This is a genomic window from Legionella shakespearei DSM 23087 (genome assembly GCF_000373765.1).
Taxonomy (GTDB): Bacteria; Pseudomonadota; Gammaproteobacteria; order Legionellales; family Legionellaceae; genus Legionella; species Legionella shakespearei.
This window is the reverse complement of record NZ_KB892436.1, coordinates 22326-46999: the sequence shown is the minus strand read 5'-3', so window position 1 is coordinate 46999 and position 24674 is coordinate 22326. Positions and strand designations below refer to the sequence as shown.

Here is a 24674-nt window from a genome sequence, read left to right as displayed (position 1 = left end):
CACCAGACGCTGTGCCTCAATAAAAGTTCCGCTCCCTGACGGTCGCGGCTCGGTTTTCGTGCATTGTATTTACTCTGTCTTGCCCCAGAAAACCGAGCCGCGACCGTCAGGGAGCGGAACTTTTTGAAATACGAAGAAACAAAGCTGTAGCCCTGATGCGGGCTACGAGTCAAGATTATTCAGATGCCAGCTCAATAGCAAAAGCTACTGCCAGTTTGGAGAAGTTGGTCATGTGTTCCAGACTCAACAAATCCATAGTATCTGAAGAACTGTGAATGTAAGGGTTGTGTTCATCAAAGTTGGATTCACAAGGGAATGCAGAAGGAATGCCTTCTTCAGTCCAGGAAGCATGATCACTGCATCCATAACCACATCGTGAATAATCAACAGGTACATGAACATAAGTATCAATCAATTTCGCAATATAGTTACTCAAGCCCTTGTCAGTGTAGTCAGTGAAAACCCACATGGTAGGATCTTCGGCATGAACACGATAACCCGTCATATCAAATTGCACAACCGCTTTGACAGGAATGGATTTGTCCAGGAAATGTTGTACAACGTACTGGGATCCGACTAAACCACGCTCTTCAGCAGCATACCAAATGAAGTATACCGGGCGTTTTAATGCGGTTTTGGAGGACAATAAAACACGGGCTGCTTCCATAATACTTGAAGAACCACTGCCATCATCACCCGCACCAGGCATACGGCCATCAAGGGTATCCATGTGTGCACCAATCACAATACCCGGAGCCTTGATGTCTTTACCTATAACAGTAACCAGTGAAGGTTGCTTGTACCAACCGGTTTTAACAAAATAGGTTTCTGTATCAGTACGGCCATACTGAACTGCCATGGCTTCAAAAGAAGTCTTTAACCAGTTCGCAGCTTCAACTCCAGTATCTTTAGTCGCAGAACGATTGGTATAAGAAGTCAAATGAGTCAGTGTTTGCCAAATGTTATCAGCTACTACTTCTTTCAAAGCAGCATTCACTTCATCCTGGTGCTTAATTTCATACACTTCGCTGTTTGATTTAACTGGCATCAGCGATTTTAATTGAGTTTTGTGCAGAATGTTTTGAGCTGACTGTTGCTTGTCAGCGATCAATGCACCATTCATTTTATGACTGACATTCACAAAATGACCACAGTTCACCTGATCGGCCAAACGAGTGAGATACTCTACATCGCCCGACTGCAGCTCAATAATTTTAAATTGCTTGTTCTCTGCCAACACTTTATGGGCAACAGTTATTTTTGCTGCCAGACATTGTGGCACTTGCAATTGCTCAGGTACAACAGATATCGTTGCAAACAGTGAATTACTCGCAAGTACACACCCTGCAGTAACTGATATCATCCATTGGTTCAATCGCATATACTCTCCTAAGTTTATTTGAATCATTGACGATACTACATGATGAAATAAATCATGCAAGTAAACTTTTTCAAAATCATAAAAGGTGTAAAAATGTTTTAAATTTATCCTCAATGCTATTGATAATCATTTTCATTTGTTATAAAGTTCAGCTTTAAACTTTTATGGGCAAATATATTACAATGAAATCAAAAAACACGCCAGTTAATCTAAAAAAAATCCCTTATAATCTTGCCCTTATCTTATTAACCCTGGGCGCCAGCTTGATTCTCGGCTTTTTAAGCTTTAGTGGCATGTACGCCTTGCTGCCTGTGCTACCTTTTGCTATTGCTGCATTTGGATTATCAGTGGCTTACGAAGGAGAGATTTACCTACAGAACATTAAAGGTGCTCTTAAAAAATTATTTAAAAGCAATTATCTTGAAAATTCCCTGGCTAAAGAATACTTGCTCACCCATTTTCCTGAACAGACTCATGATGAAGACTGCCCTCAATTTTTCAGGGACTATAAAGCACAGCTCAAACTGCTGGCCAAGTTTAACCATAAAGAATTGAATGCGGACAGTAAAAAGCGTAAAAAACAAATTGAAAAAACGCTGAGCGACATGGAAAAGTGGTTTGCCCTGCAATTATTTTCAGCTCAAGATGAAACAAACAGCGAAAAGTCAGAATACGCCAAAAAATTACAGCTTTGGCTGGCTGAGCATCATCAGGAAGAATGGCAACAGCGTTTGGAACAGCGTGGCTTTTACTACAATATAGCCAAGGGCTTCAGCATCTTTGCTGGAATATTCATGGGCTTGGGCAGTACCTATCTTATAGTGGAAGCTTTTGCAGTTATCCCGTTTTTTGCCGCCATTCCCTTCGCATTCTGGCCAATACTCATTCTTCCTATGGCCGCCATTGCAGGTGCAGCATACGCCATGCTCACCTTTAATTCGATTACCGATATGATTAACAACGATACTGTAGTCAAATGGTATCAGCGTATTCGCGATGACTTAAGTGAAGGCATCACATTACGAAGTGTCTTTATGGCGAGCACGGCCATACTCCTGGTTGGCCTTGCCCTGGCCCTGACTGTTTGCACAGCCGGAACATGGTGGACTATAGCAACGAATGCACGCCCCCTGTTTGACTGGATGAAAAAAATACCCAGCTTTGTGATGGGAATCATCAACCCAATCATTACAGGATTGTCTGCAATATCCTTTAATATTCAAAATTCTGCTGAATCACTGGAAATGATCGATGAGGCAACCCGCAGTGAAACCAACATATTTCAGTCTGTCTATGATGGTGTAGTCAATGGGTTTAAACATTTGACCGAAACAGAAAACTGGCTGCAAATACTCAACCCTTTTCGCCTTATTCTTAAATTAACCGTTACACCACTGCGTATTCTGCTATTTTTAGGCCATCTGCTCAGTATTGCCCTGACCGCTGATCGCATGCCTGGCGTTCCTCAAATTGTCGCCATGTTAATTGCAATTATCAGTGAAGGTTTTGAGGATGCCCATTATTTTATAGGAATGGGACATTCAGAAGAAGAACACGGTCATGAGGGCCATGAACATCGTACAAATAAAGAATTACTGGAAGAGCATCTGGATGAAGATGCCGGACATAGCCATGACATGGATATTCCAACCTGGCTATTGGTCACCGTAGCATCGCCTCTTTACGCCCTGGCGGCTTTGTGGGACAGTGCTGCAAGTCAATTAAATTCGGCCAGTGACACAGAGAAAAAACCACAGCCCCTATCTTTTGCACAAGCCTGGAATAAGCAAAGAGGGATTTTGGAAGAGCAGGATGTAGTGCTTGAACCAACCGCTAAACGTCCTTCTGCAGAATGGCAGGTAGAGCATGCTGTCGCTCGAATCGAGAAACAGGAACGAAAATTGAGTAATGTCTCTGTTGGACGTGAAGTAGCTGATGAAAAAATCACTGCCCTGAACGAATTAAAAAGAGACCTGCGTACTCCAAAGAAAGGCCAAACGCTGGCAGAAACATTGCATAAAGCAACTGAAAATCCAGTGTATAACAAGCATCGGATGTTCGCACCAGCAGGCACCAATACCAGTACTCAAGACTTTATTGAAGACCTGGCGCCACGTGTTAATGCGGTTCAGGCTTAGAAGGTAGAACCGAGCCGCGGCCAGGATTTGCGAGATACCTTAACATCGTCCGATTCACGTCGTCCTGAGCGCGTCTTTTGGCGCGAAGGATCTCCTGAAAGCTGGCAGGGGTGTGTAGCCCGGTCTGCTTGCAGCCGGGATCGAAGTGGCACCATGCCGCTTTGGGGAGATCCTTCGCGCCAAAAGACGCGCTCAGGACGACGTAGATCGGAGAATAGCAAAGATGTGTAGAAGAATCAGCTGCTTGCAGTTTCGTAGCCCGTATTAGCGAAGCGTAATACGGGAAATTACTACTTCGATCCTGTATTACGCTCCGCTAATACAGGCTACAAACCCACGTCCCGGTAGCAATAACGTATCTCATACAGGTCTTAACTTAACGTGAGTTTCTTATCCATAACTCACGTTAACTCAACATGCTTTTCAAGCCTTCCAAATGCGACTTGGCCAGATTTTTGGATTTCTCTTCACAACGTTCGCTGTTTTTACCAAACCATTCCAGGCTTTCCTGAGGCAGTTCGTCTAAAAATCGGCTTGGGGTGCAATCCTGCAATTCTCCGCCTCTGCGCCGTTGTTTTGCAAGAGTAAAACACAAGCCTTTTTGTGCCCGGGTTATTCCCACATAGGCCAAACGCCTTTCCTCTTCAATTTGATCATCGTCTATACTGACTCTGTGCGGTAAGAGATCTTCTTCCATTCCCACCAGATACACATAAGGAAACTCCAGGCCTTTTGATGCGTGTAAGGTCATTAACTGCAAGGTCTCTGTATCTTCCTCATCGGACTGTTCCAGAATATCAATCAGAATTAATTTATTCACCACATCAGCCAAAGTGCTTTCCGGTTTTTTTTCTAATAATCGCCCTACCCAGTCCAGTAACTCCCAAACGTTATCCATCCGCTTCTGTGCTTTGGCAGGAGAATCACTCTGTTCGTAAATGTGCGCCTCATAACCGCTGTCCTCCACCATTTGCCGCAGGTGTTCCAAAATGGATCCAGAAGCCAGTTTGGTCTTCACTTCATCTATCCAGGCTTTAAACATCTGTAAGGCTGCTCGAGGCTTTTCAGCAATATGTTCACTAAGCGCCAAATGATCTGAGCCGGCATACAAACTGATTCCCCTGCTTTGCACATAACGCCCCAATGCATCAAGACTGGTTTCACCAATACCACGTTTAGGCGTATTAATTACCCGTAAAAAGGCGGCATCATCTGCTTCATTACACAGTAATTTTAAATGGGCGAAGACGTCTTTGACCTCTGCCTTGGCAAACCAGGATTGGCCGCCGCTGATATGGTAGGGAATACCGTAATTTCTTAATACCTTTTCAAATATGCGCGATTGATGATTGCCCCTGTATAAAATAGCGTAATCACCATACTCAGTCCGCGTACGCATTTTATGACTGATCAAATCAGAGACTACATGCTCTGCTTCATCGTTTTCATCACGGCAACTGATCACCCGCAACGTTTCACCATGCCCCAAATCGCTCCATAACTTTTTTTCGAACAAATGAGGATTATGGGCAATCAAATAGTTAGCTGCATGCAAAATTCGACTGGTAGACCGATAGTTTTGTTCCAGTTTGATTATTTTCAGCTTAGGGTAATCTTTTTGTAATTGCGCCAGGTTTTCAGGTTTTGCGCCACGCCATGCGTAAATGGACTGATCATCATCCCCTACAACCGTGAAATGAGCACGGACACCGACTAATTTTTTTACGAGCAGATACTGGCTGGTATTGGAATCCTGATACTCATCTACTAATAAATGGCGAATTTTATTCTGCCAGTATTCCAATACGTCTGGATGCTCGGTAAGCAAAGCAACAGGAATACGAATTAAATCATCAAAATCAACAGCATTATACGCTTTTAAAGCCTGTTGATAGCGGGGATAAACCAGTGCAGCCTCAGCAAACAGGGGAACATCAGAGGCAAGTCCCATCACCGCTTCAGGGCTTAAAAGATCATTCTTCCAGCGTGAAATATGCTGCTGGATTTGCATCATGAAATCACGTTCATTCGCTCTGTTCGCTGGCAGGAACCCACGCATCACCTGCAAACAGTCTTCACTGTCAAAAATGGAAAAGCCTTTCTTCAAGTCACACAATGCCGCATCGCGCTTGATCATACTTAAACCTAAAGTATGAAAGGTGGCAACCTTTAATCCTCTCCGGCTGGCTGCGGGTAAAACCGTAGCAACACGGGCACGCATTTCATTAGCGGCTTTGTTAGTAAAGGTTACGGCACAAATGGATTTGGCAGAATAACCACAGTTATTGATCAAATAACCGATCTTTTGGGTAATAACCCGGGTTTTACCGCTTCCAGCTCCAGCAAGAACCAACAATGGCCCATCTATATAATGTACTGCAGCCATTTGTTGGCTATTCAACATAGTATGCTCTCGTTCAATAAAGAGGCATTATCTCTTAGACCCGGTTTTTGACGCAACTGTTAATTGGAAGAAGGCTCGGCATCAAACTCTTCTTCATTGTCACTTTGCGAAAATTCAGGTTGATTTTCCAGCTCATGCAGATCGTCAATGCCAAAAAGCACTTTATCTATTTTTCTGAATAAGGGGACTAAGATACTGTTATTTTTCATTTTTATTCCTTAGGGTTTTCTCAGGGGGTTTTTTAAGAATAGTTCAAGAAATTCATTTCTCAAGAAAATCAGATTAATTATTTTTAAGATAAAAATTAAACCTGTCTCGCTATAATCTGTACATTTTATGTTAGAATACCTCCCTTTGTTTGATGAGTTAATTCTGATGAAAGATCCAGATACCCTGCAAAGATTTATTTTTGAACACGCTCATATTCGAGGAGAGATTGTTCACATAGAGCACACCTTTCAAACGATAATGAATCAGCGTGACTACCCGCCCATGGTAAAGAATTTACTGGGCGAAGCCATTGTTTCCTGCCTGCTTTTGGCAAGCAGCATTAAATTTGAAGGCAGCCTGAATGTGCAGTTTCAAGGCGATGACCGATTGCCTTTGCTTCTGGTGCAATGTGATCATCATCTCAATATTCGCGCCTTTGCCAAATTTACTCCAAATCTTGAAATCATTGATTACGCCACTGCTTTTCTTCAAGGGCAAATGGTAATGACCATTAACCAGGACAATCAGACTCAAACCTACCAAAGCATGATTCCCATTCAGGCAACGTCCATGAGTGAAAATCTGATGCATTATTTTGCCCAATCAGAACAGATTGCAACACGAGTATGGCTGGCCGTGAACGACACTATGGCTGCCGGAATGTTGCTGCAACTCATGCCAGGTGAAGATACGGCGCAACGGGAACAATTTTGGGAGTACGCCGTACAGTTAGGACAAACAGTCAGTGAAGAAGAGTTACTTACACTGGATAATCCGACCTTGCTTTATCGACTTTATAATGAAACGGACATCCGGATTTTTGACAGCCGCAGTACACAGTTTAAATGCCGTTGCAGTCCTGAAAAAATGAAGCAGGTACTTAACGTCTTAGGTGAAGAAGAAGCTAAAGAGCTTTTAAAAGAGCAGGAAGTGATTACCGTGAATTGTGATTTTTGCAATCAAAAATATACTTTTGATCCTATTGATATCACCATGATGTTTCGTAAATAAGCACCTGTCATCCTGAACACTGCCATTAAGTTAAGCGCTACTCCGCCGTCCCGCGGACAAGCCGCGGGACGGCGGAACTCCTTAATGACAATGGCCATCCTGAATGCCGCACAGTGCACATTCAGGACACTCAGGGTAACCGTTCAGGGAGTATGGGCTTATGTGTACTCGAACAGCCAGATTTGAGCTCAGGCTATTCCTCAGAAAAATATGTTTTGTACAGGCTCAAATAGACATTATCCTTTTCCATGGTCTCTAATAACTGATTGATACGTTGTATCAAAGCCTGATTTTTAGGCAAGGACATAATACCAATGCCATCACCAAGAGTAAGTACATCTCCAATAGCTTTAAATTGCCCGCCTCCGTTTTCCACCCAGTAGACAACAGAGGAGCGATGAAGAAAGGCTGCTGAAATCTGGTTGTTATTCAAAGCGGTTACCAGATCTTCCATATCATTGAATTGAGTTATTTTAAATTTTCCACCATACGTGTCGAGCAAATAATGATACGAAACACCCCCTTGCGGATCCCCTTCAATTACCCCTACAGTAGTCCCGCTTAAATCATTAACAGAAGTAATAGTGCTGTTTTTTAACACCATAAACTGTCTTTTACAGAGCATGTAGGGCAAGGTAAAAATATAATGCTGTTCGCGTTGTGGAGAAATGGAAATACCACCTATTGCGATATCAATTGTTCCATCATCCAGTGCGGTGTATAGCTTATTAAAATCCATGGGAATTATGATGCATTGTTCATTTAACCCCTTACACAACAGGTGGGTCAGATCAATGTCAAAGCCTTCACCCAGGGAGAGAACAAAAGGGGGATCAAAGAACAAGGTACCCACTTTAATATTGGAATAACTGGCAGAGGAAAATAAAAAACAAAACAGGAGCGGTAATAACATTTTGGTTTTCATTGGTTCAATTCCTTTTGTACGGTCTTGCTATCCAGATCAGATAATTTAAGTTTAGCTGATAAACTGGAAGTGTACTTTTTGAATACCGATCCACGTCTCCAAATACTGGCACCATGCCACTTTCAGCTTGTAGCCCGGTCTGCTTGCAGCCGGGATCGAAGTGGCACGATCCCGGCTGCAAGCAGACCGGGCTACAGATTATGCCAAATCAAGGCTCCTTTGTTTCCCCCAGGAGGACGTACTCTTTTACTGCAAGGTCATGGCAGTGGAAGACAAAATCCCGCTGTCTCTTTGGCTAAATTGTAAATATTCACCACGCATGGCCTGCAATATTTGTTGCAAAGTGACAAATTGCGCACTTAATTGCAAATATAAGTCTGAAGTTTGACTGTCTTGCAATTCGCCAACAGTCAAATAAGCCGCTTGTCCCATATCCGAAAAGTAACTCAAACTCACATGACGCCTTTGCGCCATGCCGGGGAAAAGACCGCAAAACAACAAACTTTTATCACCCACATCGCGTAATAATTCTAATTGTAATTGTTTGGGTTTGCGCATGGACTCCAGAAAATCGAGAGCAACTACAGATTCAATCAACTTGGGGCCTTGAGAAAAACGCATTAACAGAAAAACCAGGTAACTTTCCGTATTTTCATTGAGGACAAGCCGAGTCGCAGCCTGCGCTTCATTAACCAGGGCATGCCATTGGCTAATATCGGTGGGATGTAAAATTAGTTGCTTCATAAATACCCCCCTTTTCTTTACTTCTCACTTTTAGTGTAGCAAAACATGTACCAAAGATCGGTAAATGTCAGGTAAATAAATGAATTATTTTAGGGAGATGAATTATGTGAATTGTATCGTCTAAGCCTCGACTCCACATCATTTCAAGGATCCACGTCACTCCTCCGATCCGCGTCGTCCTGAGCGCGTCTTTTTGCGCGAAGGATCTCCAAATATTGGCACCATGCCACTTTCAGGAGATCCTTCGCGCAAAAAGACGCGCTCAGGACGACGTAGAGCTGGGGGGCGACCTGGATCTGGGGGGCAACGTGGATCTGAGGGACGACCTGGATCTGGGGGCGACGTGGAACCAGAATGGTCGTTGTCACAACCACTGCCATTAAGTTAAGCGATACTCCACCGTACCGCGGCTTGTCCGCGGTATCCAGAGATCTAAGTTCGGAGTGAGATTCCTGGATCCCGCGGACAAGCCGCGGGACGGCGGAACTCTTAATTATTCATTGCCTTCCATATTATTCATTGCCTTCCATTCAGACCAGGTACCGGTATAACCCGCTAAAACCTGCTGGGAATAATTATAAAACTGTCTTAAAAACTCAAGCCTGAGAATATAATAAGGTGTAAGTTCAATATCATTCCTGTAGATTTCCAACAAATTATAATAAGGTGAAATGGACGCCTGGCGGGCTATTATTTCATCAAAACTGACTTTGTCAGCATTTTTTAGCATATCAAACATGGCTAAAACAGTTGAAGTTCGTCCTTTGCCACCGCGGCAATGTACATGATACCAGGTGTTCTCCGGCTTGCTTTTGACCAAGCGCAAAAAGGCATCCACCTCTGAATCCAGTGGGGCACGATGATCGGAAATATAAAGGCGCTGGTATTCAAAACCCCATCTCGAAACATAGTATTCTTCATTTTTTATAGATCCAACAGCCATTGATTTACCGCGGATATAGTCTTTTTCACGGTATTGTGCCAAGGTCAAAATTCCATTAACTATTTTTTTGGCTGCCAAAGAGGACAGCCATTTTACCTCATCAGCATGGCTTTGCTGATTCGATTTTCCCAGGTTAATCCAATTGTAATTGGTGACCAGAGTAATTGCCCGGCCGTTGATGTAGCCATGACTTTCCTGTCGTAAGTCCAAAACCACGACTGGGTGCCCCCCCTTGGGCTTTCTCATTGCAATGTACCCGGCGATAGAACGCCAGCCTTTCTCACTGGGCTCTTCACTTCCCGAGACATGTATGTCTTTTATTCCCAGAGTATTCCCCTGGTATACATCAGCGATCACAGCAACATCTCGCATCCATTCCACAGGAGAGGATTTGGTCTTACTGTCTTGAACGATACAGGGATGTGCCTCAGTCGAATCACAGACATGAGGGGGGAGGGATTCAGCAAAAGAAAAATTTTGCAACAAAGTGAACAACATACAGACAACTTTAAATCCTTTAAAGCTTCTCATATACGCAGCCTGAAAATAAAACTCAATCCATTCTATTTAAAAGATTTTTTTACTTCAAGCTGAATCCGGTTAAAATAAAGAAAGAAATTGAATTATCACTATGGGCGGATAGGATTTAAGCAGCAATTCATGTATAATGTCGAATCTATGAACAAATGCTCAGCTTTTTACCCGGGTTCTGTGTGCTTATTGCCAGTCAGAAAACCCAGGGCACTGCTATTTCCAATTAGGGTTACTTATGATAGAAAAGATACGCAATATTGCCATAATCGCACACGTTGACCATGGCAAAACGACTCTCGTAGACAAATTACTCCAACAAACCGGTACCTTAAACGAAAGAGCACCTAAAGTTGAACGTGTGATGGACTCCAATGCTTTGGAAAAAGAAAGAGGAATCACTATTCTTGCCAAAAACACCTGCGTGTATTGGAATGGTTACCAGATTAATATTGTGGATACTCCAGGACATGCTGATTTCGGCGGAGAAGTAGAGCGTATCTTATCTATGGTTGATTGTGTTCTGTTGCTGGTGGACGCAGTGGACGGCCCTATGCCGCAAACTCGCTTCGTCACTCAAAAAGCCTTCGCGCGAGGATTAAACCCGATTGTTGTCATCAACAAAATAGACCGGCCAGGCGCAAGACCACACTGGGTTATGGATCAGGTATTTGATTTATTTGATAATTTGGGTGCCAATGATGCCCAGCTGGACTTCCCGGTTGTTTATGCCTCGGCTTTAAATGGTTTTGCCAAGCTGAACCTTGAAGATGAAGCAACGGATATGACCGCACTGCTGCAAACCATTGTAGATAAAGTTGCTCCGCCAGATGTGGATGAAAGCGGCCCGTTCCAAATGCAAATCAGTTCTTTAGCCTATTCATCTTATGTAGGTACTATTGGTATCGGACGCATTACACGCGGCCAAATCAAAACAAAATCCGCAGTGAAAATTATTGATAAAGACGGCAATATGCGTAGCGGCCGCCTGCTGCAACTACTCGGATTCAAAGGTCTGGAACGGGTGGAAATTGAAGAGGCAGGTGCTGGAAATATTGTCGCAATTACCGGTATTGAAAACCTTAATATCTCCGATACAGTTTGTGATCCCAACATGGTAGAAGCCTTACCTGCCTTGATGGTTGACGAACCAACCATTAGCATGACCTTCCAGGTCAATGATTCACCTTTCGCAGGGCAAGAAGGCAAATTTGTTACCTCCCGTAAAATACGTGAGCGACTGGATACAGAATTATTGCATAACGTAGCCTTGCGTGTTGAAGATTGTGACGATCCGGACAAGTTCCGCGTATCGGGCCGAGGCGAATTGCATTTATCTATTTTGATTGAAAACATGCGCCGTGAAGGATATGAATTAGCAATATGCAAACCGGAAGTGATTATTAAAGAAGTCGATGGCGAGCAGCAAGAGCCTTATGAGCGTCTTACTGTGGACGTTGAAGAAAATCACCAGGGTACCATTATGGAAAAACTCGGTGAGCGCCGTGGCGAAATGCAGGACATGGTTCCAGACGGTAAAGGCCGGGTACGCCTGGATTATATTATTCCTACTCGCGGCCTGATTGGTTTTCACAACGAATTTTTATCCTGTACTTCAGGTACGGGTTTAATGTATCACGTTTATGATCATTATGGTCCAGCGATTAAAGGCCGTATTGGCAAGCGCATTAACGGGGTACTGATCGCCAACTGCCAGGGTACTGCACGTGGTTTTGCCCTCTTTAATTTGCAGGAACGTGGCCGATTATTCCTTGATCCACAGGCTATTTGTTATGAAGGGATGATTGTTGGTATCCATGCCAGAGATAATGATTTAGTGGTCAACGTAACTAAAGAAAAACAATTAACCAACATGAGAGCTTCGGGTACTGATGAGAATATCATTCTGACTCCGCCAGTGAAAATGTCTCTGGAACAAGCTCTGGAATTCATTGATGATGACGAATTGGTTGAAGTAACGCCTGTTTCGATTAGATTACGTAAAAAAGCACTCAAAGAGCATGACAGGAAAAAAGCATCGCGAATCGCTAATAGTGAAGAATAATAACAACCATGAAACAAAAATTTAAGCGGGTTATCTTATACGCTCGTCAACACAGAGCCAATCAGGGTGTAAGTGAAAGCTTACACCGATTGGTTGATTTTTTAGAACAGCAGAACATTCAGATTTTTCAGGATATTGACACTACCGCAAGTTTTGAAATGAACATTCCTGTATTACCCAGAGAAAACATGGGTGACAAGAATGATTTAATCATTGTAGTAGGCGGCGATGGCAGTCTGCTTTCCGCCGCCCGCATGGCAATCAAGGTAAATACCCCGGTAATTGGAATCAACCGTGGCCGCCTGGGTTTTCTTACTGACATACTTCCTCAGGACATAGAAACGCATTTAACTGCTGTTTTAGCGGGAAAATATGAAGAAGAAAAACGCTTTCTGCTACGTACCCGAATTTTTGACGATGAAAATACCTATTTCGAAGGTGATGCACTGAACGATGTCGTTTTAGGCCGTGGCAGTGAAACGCATCTGATTGAATTTTCTGTCCATATCAATCAACAACTGGTCAGCCATTACCGTTCTGATGGAATGATTCTTTCCACACCAACCGGGTCAACAGCTTATGCCTTATCAGCAGGTGGACCTATCATGCATCCGCAACTCAATGCTATTGTGCTAGTCCCCATGTTTTCTCATAGCTTAAGTTCCCGGCCGCTGGTTATTGACGGAGAAGCGCAAATCGAACTGCATATCAGTCCATTTAATGAAACTGAATTACGTATCAGTTGTGATGGTCATGAATCCAGAATGGTGAAACCAGGAGAAAAGGTTTCTATCCAGAAAAATAGCAACCAGCTGCGCTTGCTGCACCCCCTTGATTACCATTATTATGATACATTACGCAGTAAACTTGGCTGGGAATCCAAACATCAGGGATAAATCATGCTCACAACCTTGTGCATTGAACAATTCGCTATCGTAAAACAACTGGAGTTAGATTTTACTCAAGGCATGACCGCTTTTACAGGCGAGACTGGTGCGGGTAAATCGATAATGATAGACGCGCTTATGCTCGCTCTTGGCGGCCGTGGAGATGCATCGGTAATTCGGCCAGGCCAGGAGAAATGCGACATCACGGCAGGATTTACCTTTGATAAGGCATCTGAACCGGCACAATGGCTGGCAGAACATGACATTTCATGCGATGACGGAGAGATTTATCTCCGGCGTATTATTTATGCCGAAGGGCGTTCAAAATCCTACATCAATGGACAACCTTTTCCACTGCAAAAGTTAAAAGAACTCAGTGAAAAACTGGTTCATATCCATGGCCAACACCAGCACCAAAGTCTGATGCAACACCCGACACACAGACAACAACTGGATCAATATGCCAGCAACCAAAATTTATTGGATGAAGTAGCCAAACGTTACAAACAATGTCAACAGATCAAACTTGAAATAGATACTCTGGAAAATCAGGAGCAACAGGCTGACAAAATCAGGTTACTGCAATTTCAAATTGAAGAACTGGCAGCATTGAATTTACAGGAAGGTGAAATCGAGGCCTTGCATCAGGAACATCAGATGCTGCATCATGCCCGTGAATATCTGGAATACAGCCAGCAAATAAACAACCTTTTAAACAGCGAAGATCAACCTGACATTTGTTCGGGTCTTAATCAGATACTGCAGTTAATCAGTCAGCTTCCCCAGGATCAGGCTCAAATAAAAAACAGTTATGAATTAATTAATGGTGCATTAATTCAATGTGAAGAAGCCATTGATGAAATGCAACAGTTTGCAGAGCGGGTACAACTGGATCCAGAGCGCTTGCATGATGTAGAAACCCGTATGAGTGCCATACATCATTTAGCACGCAAATATCATATTGATAGCAGCATGCTGCGAGAACATGAATTGCACCTGAAACAAGAACTCAAAAAATTATCTGATGCGGAAGGACGGCTTGCTCAATTGCAAGTGCACTATCAACAATCACTCAAAGAATATGAAAATACCGCGTTAAAGCTCCGCGAGGCACGACAGCTGCATGCGAAAAGATTAGCGAAAGAAATCACTGCAAGCATTCAAAAATTGGGGATGCCCAAAGGTTGGGTAGAAATAGAGATATCGCCTCTGGAAAAAATGCAGGTGCATGGTTTGGATAAAGTTGAATATAAAGTCTGTACCAACCCAGGCATGGAACCAGACTCGCTGGGTAAAATTGCATCTGGAGGCGAATTGTCACGTATAGGCCTTGCAATACAAATGATCACGGCGCAAAGAGGCTCAACTCCTACCTTATTATTTGATGAGGTCGATGTTGGCATTGGCGGAGGCACTGCGGCTCTGGTAGGACAAATGTTGCGGAAATTGGGTGAGCGCTTGCAAGTATTCTGTGTGACACATCAGCCGCAAGTTGCAGCCAGTGCCCATCATCATTTTATGGTTGAAAAGCAAAGTGACAATAAACAAACAGTCACCCGCATTACCTTATTACATTCTGCAGATAAGATTGATGAAATTGCGCGCATGTTGGGTGGATTGACGATTACAGATCAGACTCGATCTCACGCAAAAGAGTTATTATTACAAAGCACAGAGTGACCTTTTGAGCCAAATTAGGCTCACTAAGGGCAAAATAAACCCAAAAATAGACTATTTTTAAAAAGAATTAAAAATATTTAATAAAAAAACAGCACAAATAATAAAATAATGCTACAATGGGCTGGTAACAATTTAGGAAATTAACATGTCAGAAAAAATTCGTGGTACAGTAAAGTGGTTCAATGAGTCCAAAGGTTTCGGTTTTCTAGAAAGTGGCGGTAAAGATTATTTTGTGCATTTCAGCGCAATCCAAAGCAGTGGTTTCAAAACACTTGCTGAAGGTGCAACTGTAATGTTCAAGGCTAGCAATGGACAGAAAGGTCCTCAGGCTGAAGAAGTTGAAGTAGTCTAAATCATTTATTTTCGCCCTGTTCATCTTAAGATAGAAATATCTCACGATAAACAGGGCGTTTTTTTTGTCTGAAATTCCTGCTCGGGAGTTTTTATGTCATTAAAAAGTTCGACTGTTTTAATGGTTCCTCCAAACAGTTTTCAATTTAATCCTGAAACTGCAACAAGCAATACTTTTCAATCAGAACTGCACATAGACAACATTGATGAAATCGCATCCCGGGAATTTACCGATATGGTTGCACGTTTAAGAGCGGAAAACATAAACGTTCTTATCCTGGAACAAAATAAAGAACTCCCTGATGCAGTATTCCCTAATAATTGGTTTTCCACTCACTGTGATTCTGCCGGAAATAATCTTTTGATTATTTATCCCATGCTGGCCAGAAATCGTCAGGCTGAGGTTAATATTGATGGCTTAACCCGAGTATTTACAGAAGCACAATTCAAGATCGATCAGATTATCGACCTGAGAAATCAAAAAAATGAAATACTTGAAGGTACTGGCAGCCTGGTTTTAGATAGGGAAAACCGCTTACTTTACGCCGCACTATCTCCTCGAACATCAGCCAATCTGGTAGAGAAGGTAGCTCGAATATTAAATTACAAGGCTATTGTATTTCATAGCGTTGATGAACATAATCATCCCATATACCACACCAATGTAATCTTAAGTGTCACCCGAAATTACGCCATTATTTGTTTGGATTCGATTAAAAGTGAACTGCAAAAAAAGGCTATTCTCCGTAGTTTTGACATAACCAATAAACTGGTAATCAACATTAGTCTGGATCAGGTAAGTCATATGTGTGGGAATGTTTTTGAACTTTATGATGAGCAAAGCAAAAGCATTCTTGTTCTTTCACATCAGGCAAAAGAACATTTCACTGCAGAACAGCTCAACCTTATGCAAAAATATTCAAAACTGATTTCTGTAGAAATACCGGTTATCGAAACAGTGGGGGGAGGCAGTTCTCGTTGCATGATGGCTGAAATTGATTTTGGTATGTAGCAATTAGAAAACGACGCCTAATGCCTTTTCTTTACATCGTGAGCGTTTGCGTAGATTCCGTAGCCCGTATTAGCGATAGCGTAATACGGAAATTAGTCCATTGCCACTTCGATCCCGTATTACGGCTGACGCCTAATACGGGCTACACTCGCTAAGAAAACCGAGCCGCGACCGTAAGGAAGCGGAAATTTTGGATGTACACCTAATGAATAATCAACAATGAAGTGCATCGAACTGTTCCGCTCCCTTACGGTCGCGGCTCGGTTTTCTTAGCATGATGACAGCATAAGCAAACAGGAAATGTAGTGCTCATAAAAAAATCATTTTCGTGGGGATACTTCAACTCAGAACGACGTGCCCCACTTTAACCCAGTCAATCCACCTTACTTTTTTCAAAGATCGCCCAAGCCTTATGAAAAATTAAATAAGCAATAACTGCAATCCCCCCTGCAATAACCCCAGTAACAAAATCAACTGCCAAGGAAACAAGGGACGGCAAATTCTGTGCGTAATGGTGAATAGCAGGAATTCCGTGAGCAATAATACCGCCACCGACTAAAAACATAGCGATGGTTCCCACCACACCAAGTACTCTCATTAATACAGGAGCAGTACCAATCAAAAGCACACCAAGCTGTTTGAAAGGACGCTTTTTTTCACGCAACAAAAAGCCCAAATCGTCCAGTTTCACGATACAGGCAACCAGTCCATAAACACCAACAGTCATGATGAGTGAAATTAAAACCAATACCATTACCTGATTAGCTAATGAAGTAGTTGCCACTACACCCAAAGTAATGACAATAATTTCAGCTGACAATACAAAATCGGTGCGCACTGCACCTTTAATTTTTTGTTGCTCGAACAAAACCAGATCCCCATTCGTTTCATCGAGTGTTTTTATCGGATGATCATTTTTCTTATGAACAATTTTTGCAATAATTTTCTCAAAACCTTCAAAGCATAAATACAAGCCACCAGCCATCAATAAAACAGTGACCAGAGGGGGTACAAAGAAATTAATCAACAAAGCCAGTGGAATAAGTATTAATTTATTCACCGCAGAGCCTTTGGCTACCGCCCATACAACAGGCAATTCCCTATGGGCATGGATGCCTATCACCTGTTCTGCATTAAGCGCCAAATCATCCCCCAGAACACCTGCTGTTTTTTTAGTGGCAACTTTGGTCATCGCAGCCACATCATCCAGGGCGCTGGCAATATCATCTATCAACGTTAACAAACTCGAACCAGCCATATCAGGCTACCTCAATAAACCAAGGGTTTAATCATATTAGAATAAATTCATCTGATTGAGTAGGGACTGCTACTGTGAAGAAAAATCCAAACCATCTACAGTCCGGATTTAAAATGGAACCAGCCTTGACTCTATTTCATCAAAACAATTTTGGCTTTTCACCCTCGTACCAAGGTCTCATACCCTCAATATCTTTCTTGGCCTCAGCTCCCTCCGCACTGGAAACTGCAAAAAAGCGATGTGCTCTATCCGGTTTAGTGCCCCTGAAATGCCACGGCATACGATATTTTGCGAAAATAAAGGTGCGGTTAGGTAAACTCGATTATATGGGTAATAATTGTAGCCCGGTCTGGATTTAATGGGGTTACAGGACGGGCTACGCTTTAGGCCAAGTTCTTGCTGTGTCTCTTAAAATCCAGTAATAATTCACGCACTGTATTCAAAGGCAAGCCCATTACCGAATCAAAACAGCCTTCGATGCGGGAAATGAATTGACCGATATAACTTTGAATCCCGTAACTGCCTGCTTTATCTTTGTAATTACCACTGGCCAGATAATGTTTAATCTCTTCATCAGTCATAGCTGAAAAAGTTACTTCCGTCGTGTTCATTATTATTTTTTGATAATCATTATAAATTAAACCAACACTGGTAATGACTTGATGACTGCGATTAGCGTAACTTTTTAACATCTGATAAGCATCTTGCTCATCCTGCGGTTTTCCCATTATTTTGCCATCTAAAATGACTTCCGTATCGGCACAGAGCACTGGCATTAAGGGCAGTTCATTTTGAATAACCGTATTCCAGGAAGCACTCATTTTTTCCTGGGTAACACGTTTGGAATACTCTTCAGGTAACTCACCCGGTTGCACAATTTCCGGAGTATCAACAAGCAGCAGTTCAAACGCAACATCCATTTGCCTGAGCAATTCCTGACGTCTCGGGCTTTTTGAAGCCAAATAAATGTTCATAAATCACATACAACAATTGAGAAAATTTATTTTAACATAATTACAGTCAGAAAAGCGTGTTGATAATTCAAGGTGCGCTAATTGCTATACACCTGAATCAGCAGAAAGAATCTTATGCCCATTTCGTTTATTTTATACTTATTCAGTGATACATTGATGAGTACTCTCCGCCAATAGTAAATCATTGGCTGCTGTTAACAGAAAGGGACATTCTGGCATACATGTTAAAAATACTTCTCATCACAAGTTGTTTTTTTCTTAGTTCATGTATGGTTGGACCCAACTTTAAAGAACCGCAAAAAAACATCAGTAATCATTGGCTCATATCCAGCAAAGCTGTCCGCTCAGCCCCTGTTCGCAGTGCAAACTGGTGGAAGGTTTTTAATGATAGCACGCTGACTTCTCTTATTGAGAGGGGCTATCATAACAATCTGTCCTTACAAAGTGCCGGAGTTAAAGTATTACAGGCAAGAGCCCAGCTGGCTCAATCTGTGGGTGAGTTATACCCCCAACAACAGGCGCTTGCGGGCAATTACACTTACAATCGTATTGGCGGCAGCCAATTACAAGGTCTTCTACCACCCGACTTCCTTACAGCGGCAACCGGCTTTTCTGCAAGCTGGGAAATTGATTTCTGGGGCAAATACCGCCGAGCCATTCAATCCAATGATGCTGTTTTTATGGCTTCCCTTGCTGCCTACGACTCAGCCCTGGTTACCCTGACCTCAGATATAGCCCGTACCTTTGTACAGCTCCGTACCGATGAAGCATTAATTAAGGTAACGCAGGAAAACATCAGAATTCAGACCATCAGCCTGCAAATAGCCAAAGCGCGTTACAAAGGCGGCCAAACCAGTTTGCTTGATGTGGAACAGGCGTCTACTGAACTCGCTGAAACCCAATCCAAACTTCCTCAATACGTGAGCGATCTGCAGCATCAGAAGGATTCACTGGCAGTATTGCTGGGAACAACTCCGGACAGGGTCAATGGGTTTCTTAAAAAGAATCATGGCATACCTAAAGCTTCGGCCCAAATTGCTGTAGGCATTCCTAAAGAAATTATAGTCCGTCGACCCGACGTTTTTCAGGCACGTATGGAAGCCGTTGCACAATCCGCAGCGATTGGTGCTGTAAAAGCCAACCTTTATCCATCCCTGTCCTTGGCAGGAACCTTTAATTTCTCTTCCAATAATATTGGCAGCTCCACCATCAGTGATTTATTCAACTGGTCAAATCGCTCCATTATGGCAGGTCCTGCTGCCACATGGCCCATCTTGAACTATGGCCAAATTACCAATGCGGTGCGCGTACAGGATGCGGCATTCCAGCAGTCGTTATTGTCTTATATGAATCTCGTCCTGAAAGTACAACAGGAAGTTCAGGACAATATCACTCGTTATATAGAATCAAAGAAAACCGAGTATTCACTCACTGTTGCCAATGCTGCTGCCATTCGTACGACCAAACTGGCATTAATACGATATAAAGAAGGTGAAGCCAGCTATACCACCGTCTTGAATGCTGAGCAGCAACAATTACGGGTACAGCTTTCGCTGGTTAATGCCCGCGGAGAAGTATCCCAATCAGTCATTGCCCTGTATCGCGCACTGGGTGGCGGATGGCAGATAAGAGGACATAATGACCTCGTTGCAGAGCAAATTAAAGAAGAAATGGCCGCCCGCACCAATTGGGGCAGTTTACTGCAACAGAGAAATCATCAGCCCCCTGCAACCAAAGGGCAAAAAATAAAACAACTCTATTTACCAACCTGGTGATGAGAATGAACGTTCAAGACCGAACACAAGTAATTAAATATGCAGGTATTGTATTCATTGGATTGTTTCTCCTTTACTTGCTGATCCACTCTTTTTCCAAACCACAGCCCAAAGGCCCACCGCCACCTATGGTGGAAGTACAAAAGCCTCAGATGAAAGAAATGGCAGAGTACGTCATCCAAACGGGCAACACCGTTGCATATCAATCCGTTAATTTGGTCGCCCGTGTTGAAGGTTATCTCGATTCTATTGAATTTACCGATGGCGCTTTTGTTAAAAAAAATCAGCCTCTCTTCGTCATCGAGCCACAACCTTACATGGAGCAAGTACGTGCAGCGCAGGCAACTGTTGCGGCACAAACGGCCGCATACGAATACTCAAAGCTGGAATACGCGCGCCAGCAACAAATGTACAAACAAAATGCTACCTCGCTTAAAAACGTGGAAAAATGGAATTCCAAGGTAGCTGAATCCAAGGCAGAGGTAGATAAAGCAGTAGCCGATGCTAAAAACACAGAAATTACTTATGGCTATACCCATGTCTCAGCTCCATTTGATGGCAGAATGGGACGTCATTTAATCGACGCAGGCAACCTGGTAGGTAATGGTAAAGCTACTGATTTGGCCACCATAGAACAAATTAATCCCCTTTATGTGTATTTCAATTTGAATGAGCTGGAACTGATTAAGATCAGAAATGCCGCCAGGGCAAAAGGCTTAAAACCCATGAAGGTAGCAGAGATTCCCATAGCTGTAGGTATGCAGAATGAAGAAGGCTTCCCGCATAAAGGGACTCTGGATTTCATAGATACCGGTTTAAACGCCTCGACTGGAACCATGACCTTTCGTGCCTTGTTACCCAATGATAATTTTGATTTAGTTCCAGGCTTATTTGTTCAGGTCAGGGTTCCAATATCCAAGCCAACACCGCAGCTGACTATCCCCGACACCTCCGTGCAGTATGACCAAATTGGCGCCTACGTTCTTGTGGTAGATAAAGACAACATTGTCGTTTTAAAACGGGTCACCCTTGGCAGCACCGAAAATGGTGCCCGGGCCATAACCAAAGGGCTGGAGCCTCAGGATAATGTCATTGTCTCCGGATTACAAAATGCGATCCCCTCCCATAAAGTAACACTGAAAACAAACCAGGGAGTGGAACAAGCAAAATGATGTCACAATTTTTCATTGAAAGGCCAGTACTGGCCAATGTTATAGCCCTGTTTATCGTTTTTTTGGGATTAATCGCTATAGCTATTTTGCCAGTGGCTCAGTACCCAGCCATTGTGCCACCTACCATTCAGGTAACCACCAGTTATCCGGGTGCTGATGCCAAAACCATGATTAATACCGTTGCCTTACCTATTGAGCAACAGGTCAATGGTGTAGAAGACATGCTGTACATGCAATCAACGAGCACCGATAACGGTACTTATAATTTGATTGTTACTTTCAAAATAGGCACTGATCTCAATTATGCCCAGGTATTGGTGCAGAACCGTGTTCAGGCAGCTATGGCGCAATTGCCAGAATCAGTGCAAAAGCAAGGGGTAGTTGTTCAACAAAAATCTACAGCCATTCTGCAGTTTATTACCCTGACTTCTAAAAATAATGAATACGATGGTGTCTTTCTTAATAGTTATGCCGTGATCAATATGCAGGATGAATTATCACGTTTACCCGGAGTAGGGAATGTCCTTGTTTTTGGTTCTGGAAGTTATGCTATGCGGATCTGGCTTGATCCTAAAAAAATGCTCGCTTTTGGATTAAACCCCAGTGATGTATTAAATGCCATTAATTACCAGAATAAAGAAGTTTCCGCAGGTCAGTTGGGGGCGCCACCCACTGCGGGCGCACAACCCTATCAATTTACGGTCAATGTTCCAGGGCAACTTTCAAGTCCTGAAGAATTTGGCAACATCATTATAAAAACCAGTGATACAGATCCGGATCAAAATGCGAATGCAAGCAGTTCTGCACAGGTAGTGCGTATCCGCGATGTAGGACGGGTCGAGCTGGGTTCTTCCAGCTACAATCAGCTGGCTAAATTGAATAACAAGGCCACTGCCGCGATTGGTATCTTCCAGTTACCCGGCGCGAATGCCCTTCAGGTTGCAAAAGAGGTACGGGCAACCGTTGCTAAAATGGCCAAAAATTTTCCTCCCGGCCTGGAGTATTCTATTCCCTTTGATACCACTATGTTCGTTACGGCATCCATATCAGAGGTGTATAAAACCCTTTTTGAAGCAGGGATTCTGGTATTGATAGTTATTGTGGTGTTTCTGCAGAATTTTCGTGCGTCTTTAGTGCCAGCTACTACGGTGCCAGTTACTATCATCGGGACATTTTTCGCACTATTACTATTAGGCTATAGCATTAACTTGCTTACCTTATTCGCATTGGTTCTTGCCATAGGAATTGTGGTAGATGATGCCATTGTAATTGTTGAAGGGGTAACGCAACACATAGAAAAGGGCACACCGCCTAAAGAATCTGCCATTATAGCAATGAAAGAATTATTTGGTCCTATTATAGGGATTACACTGGTGTTAATGGCTGTCTTTGTCCCTGCCGGATTCATGCCCGGTTTGACGGGCTCCATGTATGCCCAGTTCGCCCTAGTGATTGCAGCAACAGCCTTTATCAGTTCGATCAATGCAATGACACTAAAACCCACCCAATGTGCTTTATGGCTTAGGGCGCCCGATCATACCAAACAAAAAAATATAGTCTTCCGTGCTTTTGATCGCATGTATCTGCCTGTTGAAGCGGCTTACGTCAGACTTATGGACAGACTGGTACATCATAGCGGAGTAGTATGTCTTGCAGGGGTTATTTTGGTTGGCCTGGCTATATTTGGTTTAACCCGTATTCCAACCGGCTTTATTCCTATTGAAGATCAAGGCTATTTAATCCTGAGCGTCCAGTTGCCTGATGGAGCCAGTCTGGGCAGGACTGATACTGTTTTAAATCGCTTAAGTAAGCAGGTTTCCGAAGTGGCCGGTGTGGATAATATTATTGCCATCGATGGTGTATCCCTTCTGGATAATAATGCCAACCTTGCCAATGCCGGGGTTTTATACGTTATTTTTAAGGACTGGGATGAACGCGGCAAGTCAGAAAATCTGATGGCTCTTTATACCCATCTCAATAAAATTGCGCAAGAAACACTGGATGCCAAGGTTTTGGTGGTTGTACCGCCCCCTATTCAAGGTTTAGGTTTATCAGGCGGCTTCCAAATGCAGTTAGAGTTACAAGATGGCACTTTTGATTACCGTAAATTACAGCAGGCAACCGATCAACTGATAGCTCAAGGCCGTGAAGAGCCACAACTGCAAAATCTGATGACTTCATTCCGTGCCAGCGTGCCGCAAGTCGCGGCCCCCATCAACAGGACTAAAGCAGAGTCTCTGGGTGTAAAAATTGATGATGCGTTTGGAACCTTACAGACTTATCTCGGTTCCTCTTATGTGAATCTGTTTACCAAATTCGGCCAGGTTTTCCCCGTATACGTACAGGCAGAGGCGTCATCACGGGTTAATAGTAGTGACTTAAAAAATTATTATGTAAGAAATCAATCGGGTTCCATGGTTCCTTTAGGTACTCTTACAGACGTAGGACCTGCGGTCGGTCCTTCCATTATTTCGCTTTATAATCTTTACCCGTCCAGCAATATTAATGGTGCGGCTGCAAAGGGATTTAGTTCAGGGCAAGGGATTAACGTTATGGAGCAATTGGCCCAGGATCAACTGCCTCCAGGCATTTCCTACGAATGGACCAGCACTGCGTATCAGGAAAAAATTGCTGGCAATATGAGCTATTTCATCTTTGCTTTATCACTGGTTTTTGTTTACATGATTTTGGCAGGTCAATATGAAAACTGGCTGACACCCTCATCTATATTGCTCAGTGTGCCGTTGACTCTGATTGGTACGGTACTGGCGCTTGGCAGTCTTGGTATGGACAACAACATGTACACCCAAATTGGCTTATTGCTGTTAATTGCTCTTGCTACCAAAAACGCTATTTTGATTGTTGAAGTGGCTAATGAACAGCATTTAATCCATGGCAAATCCATCATAGAAGCAGCAGTTCTTGGCGCCAAAACACGTTTTCGCCCCATCCTTATGACTTCTTTTGCATTTATTATGGGAGTAATGCCTTTGGTTTTTGCCAGTGGTGCCGGAGCAAATTCGCGTAAATCTATAGGTATTGCTGTTTCCAGCGGGATGTTGGCGTCTACCTGTCTTGCTGTGGTTTTTGTCCCTGTCTTTTATGTGCTATTGCAGACCTGGCAGCAAAAGAGGAAAGCAGCACGGACTGATAAAGCGGAAATGGCGTTGAAAGAAGCAGATCACCATTGAGTGGGCTGAGTATTTATTATTT

General features: G+C 43.1%; 18 protein-coding genes. 10 read left to right on the top strand and 8 right to left on the bottom strand.

All coding sequences use genetic code 11. From position 1 onward, the window contains the following. Positions 1-175 precede the first annotated feature (175 nt). The gene (lapA, locus tag B094_RS0114705) at positions 176-1381 is read right to left on the bottom strand and encodes an aminopeptidase LapA (protein WP_018578585.1); all 1206 of its coding nucleotides are present in this window, start codon (positions 1379-1381) and stop codon (positions 176-178) included. A 182-nt stretch (positions 1382-1563) separates the two neighbouring features. Here lapA and B094_RS0114700 point away from each other — a divergent pair, with 182 nt between their 5' ends. Continuing rightward, entirely contained in the window at positions 1564-3519 is a 1956-nt protein-coding gene (locus tag B094_RS0114700) for a hypothetical protein (RefSeq protein WP_026254053.1), read from the top strand. A 406-nt stretch (positions 3520-3925) separates the two neighbouring features. Here the strand turns inward: B094_RS0114700 and B094_RS0114695 are convergent, their stop codons facing one another. After that, positions 3926-5923, bottom strand: coding sequence for a UvrD-helicase domain-containing protein (locus B094_RS0114695; RefSeq protein ID WP_018578583.1), 1998 nt, complete (start codon positions 5921-5923; stop codon positions 3926-3928). Between the two features lie 59 nt (positions 5924-5982). After that, complete coding sequence (locus B094_RS17475; RefSeq protein ID WP_018578582.1) at positions 5983-6132, bottom strand: hypothetical protein; 150 nt, start codon at positions 6130-6132, stop codon at positions 5983-5985. 166 nt (positions 6133-6298) lie between these two features. Here B094_RS17475 and hslO point away from each other — a divergent pair, with 166 nt between their 5' ends. Next, complete coding sequence (hslO, locus tag B094_RS0114685; RefSeq protein ID WP_018578581.1) at positions 6299-7144, top strand: Hsp33 family molecular chaperone HslO; 846 nt, start codon at positions 6299-6301, stop codon at positions 7142-7144. A 193-nt stretch (positions 7145-7337) separates the two neighbouring features. Here the strand turns inward: hslO and B094_RS0114680 are convergent, their stop codons facing one another. The 3 genes from B094_RS0114680 to B094_RS0114665 all read right to left on the bottom strand — a co-directional run bounded on the left by B094_RS0114680 (position 7338) and on the right by B094_RS0114665 (position 10287). Next, a complete protein-coding gene (locus tag B094_RS0114680) occupies positions 7338-8069 on the bottom strand; it encodes a transporter substrate-binding domain-containing protein (RefSeq protein ID WP_018578580.1) in 732 nt (243 codons plus the stop codon). A gap of 246 nt (positions 8070-8315) precedes the next feature. Then, a complete protein-coding gene (locus tag B094_RS0114675; protein WP_018578579.1) occupies positions 8316-8813 on the bottom strand; it encodes a hypothetical protein in 498 nt (165 codons plus the stop codon). A gap of 493 nt (positions 8814-9306) precedes the next feature. Next, positions 9307-10287: a phosphatase domain-containing protein gene (locus B094_RS0114665; protein WP_018578577.1), complete on the bottom strand. Its 981-nt coding sequence runs from the start codon at positions 10285-10287 to the stop codon at positions 9307-9309. Between the two features lie 238 nt (positions 10288-10525). Between B094_RS0114665 and typA the strand changes: the two genes are divergently transcribed. From typA to B094_RS0114640, 5 genes are all read left to right on the top strand, one after another. Further along, on the top strand, positions 10526-12352 hold the full coding sequence (typA, locus tag B094_RS0114660; protein WP_018578576.1) for a translational GTPase TypA: 1827 nt from the start codon (positions 10526-10528) through the stop codon (positions 12350-12352). A gap of 8 nt (positions 12353-12360) precedes the next feature. Beyond that, the gene (locus tag B094_RS0114655; protein WP_018578575.1) at positions 12361-13248 is read left to right on the top strand and encodes an NAD(+) kinase; all 888 of its coding nucleotides are present in this window, start codon (positions 12361-12363) and stop codon (positions 13246-13248) included. A gap of 3 nt (positions 13249-13251) precedes the next feature. After that, positions 13252-14919 carry a DNA repair protein RecN gene (gene recN, locus B094_RS0114650; RefSeq protein ID WP_018578574.1) on the top strand — a complete coding sequence of 556 codons (1668 nt, stop codon included), beginning with the start codon at positions 13252-13254 and terminating at the stop codon, positions 14917-14919. 145 nt (positions 14920-15064) lie between these two features. After that, positions 15065-15271: a cold-shock protein gene (locus B094_RS0114645; protein ID WP_018578573.1), complete on the top strand. Its 207-nt coding sequence runs from the start codon at positions 15065-15067 to the stop codon at positions 15269-15271. A gap of 93 nt (positions 15272-15364) precedes the next feature. Continuing rightward, on the top strand, positions 15365-16282 hold the full coding sequence (locus tag B094_RS0114640) for an arginine deiminase-related protein (protein WP_018578572.1): 918 nt from the start codon (positions 15365-15367) through the stop codon (positions 16280-16282). Positions 16283-16655: 373 nt separating this feature from the next. Here the strand turns inward: B094_RS0114640 and B094_RS16340 are convergent, their stop codons facing one another. Together B094_RS16340 and B094_RS0114630 are read right to left on the bottom strand one after the other, a co-directional pair. Continuing rightward, positions 16656-17540, bottom strand: coding sequence for a DUF808 domain-containing protein (locus B094_RS16340; RefSeq protein ID WP_018578571.1), 885 nt, complete (start codon positions 17538-17540; stop codon positions 16656-16658). A 383-nt stretch (positions 17541-17923) separates the two neighbouring features. Continuing rightward, entirely contained in the window at positions 17924-18514 is a 591-nt protein-coding gene (locus B094_RS0114630; protein WP_018578570.1) for a Maf family protein, read from the bottom strand. A gap of 221 nt (positions 18515-18735) precedes the next feature. On the opposite strand from B094_RS0114630, the gene B094_RS0114625 reads away from it, so the two are divergent. Genes B094_RS0114625 through B094_RS0114615 form a run of 3 tightly spaced genes read left to right on the top strand, consistent with a single transcriptional unit; the run spans position 18736 to position 24652 of the window. Further along, positions 18736-20289, top strand: coding sequence for an efflux transporter outer membrane subunit (locus B094_RS0114625; protein WP_018578569.1), 1554 nt, complete (start codon positions 18736-18738; stop codon positions 20287-20289). A 5-nt stretch (positions 20290-20294) separates the two neighbouring features. After that, positions 20295-21461 carry an efflux RND transporter periplasmic adaptor subunit gene (locus B094_RS0114620; protein WP_018578568.1) on the top strand — a complete coding sequence of 389 codons (1167 nt, stop codon included), beginning with the start codon at positions 20295-20297 and terminating at the stop codon, positions 21459-21461. Continuing rightward, on the top strand, positions 21458-24652 hold the full coding sequence (locus tag B094_RS0114615; RefSeq protein WP_018578567.1) for an efflux RND transporter permease subunit: 3195 nt from the start codon (positions 21458-21460) through the stop codon (positions 24650-24652). Before B094_RS0114620 ends, B094_RS0114615 begins: the two co-directional genes overlap by 4 nt. The last annotated feature ends 22 nt before the right edge of the window (positions 24653-24674 follow it).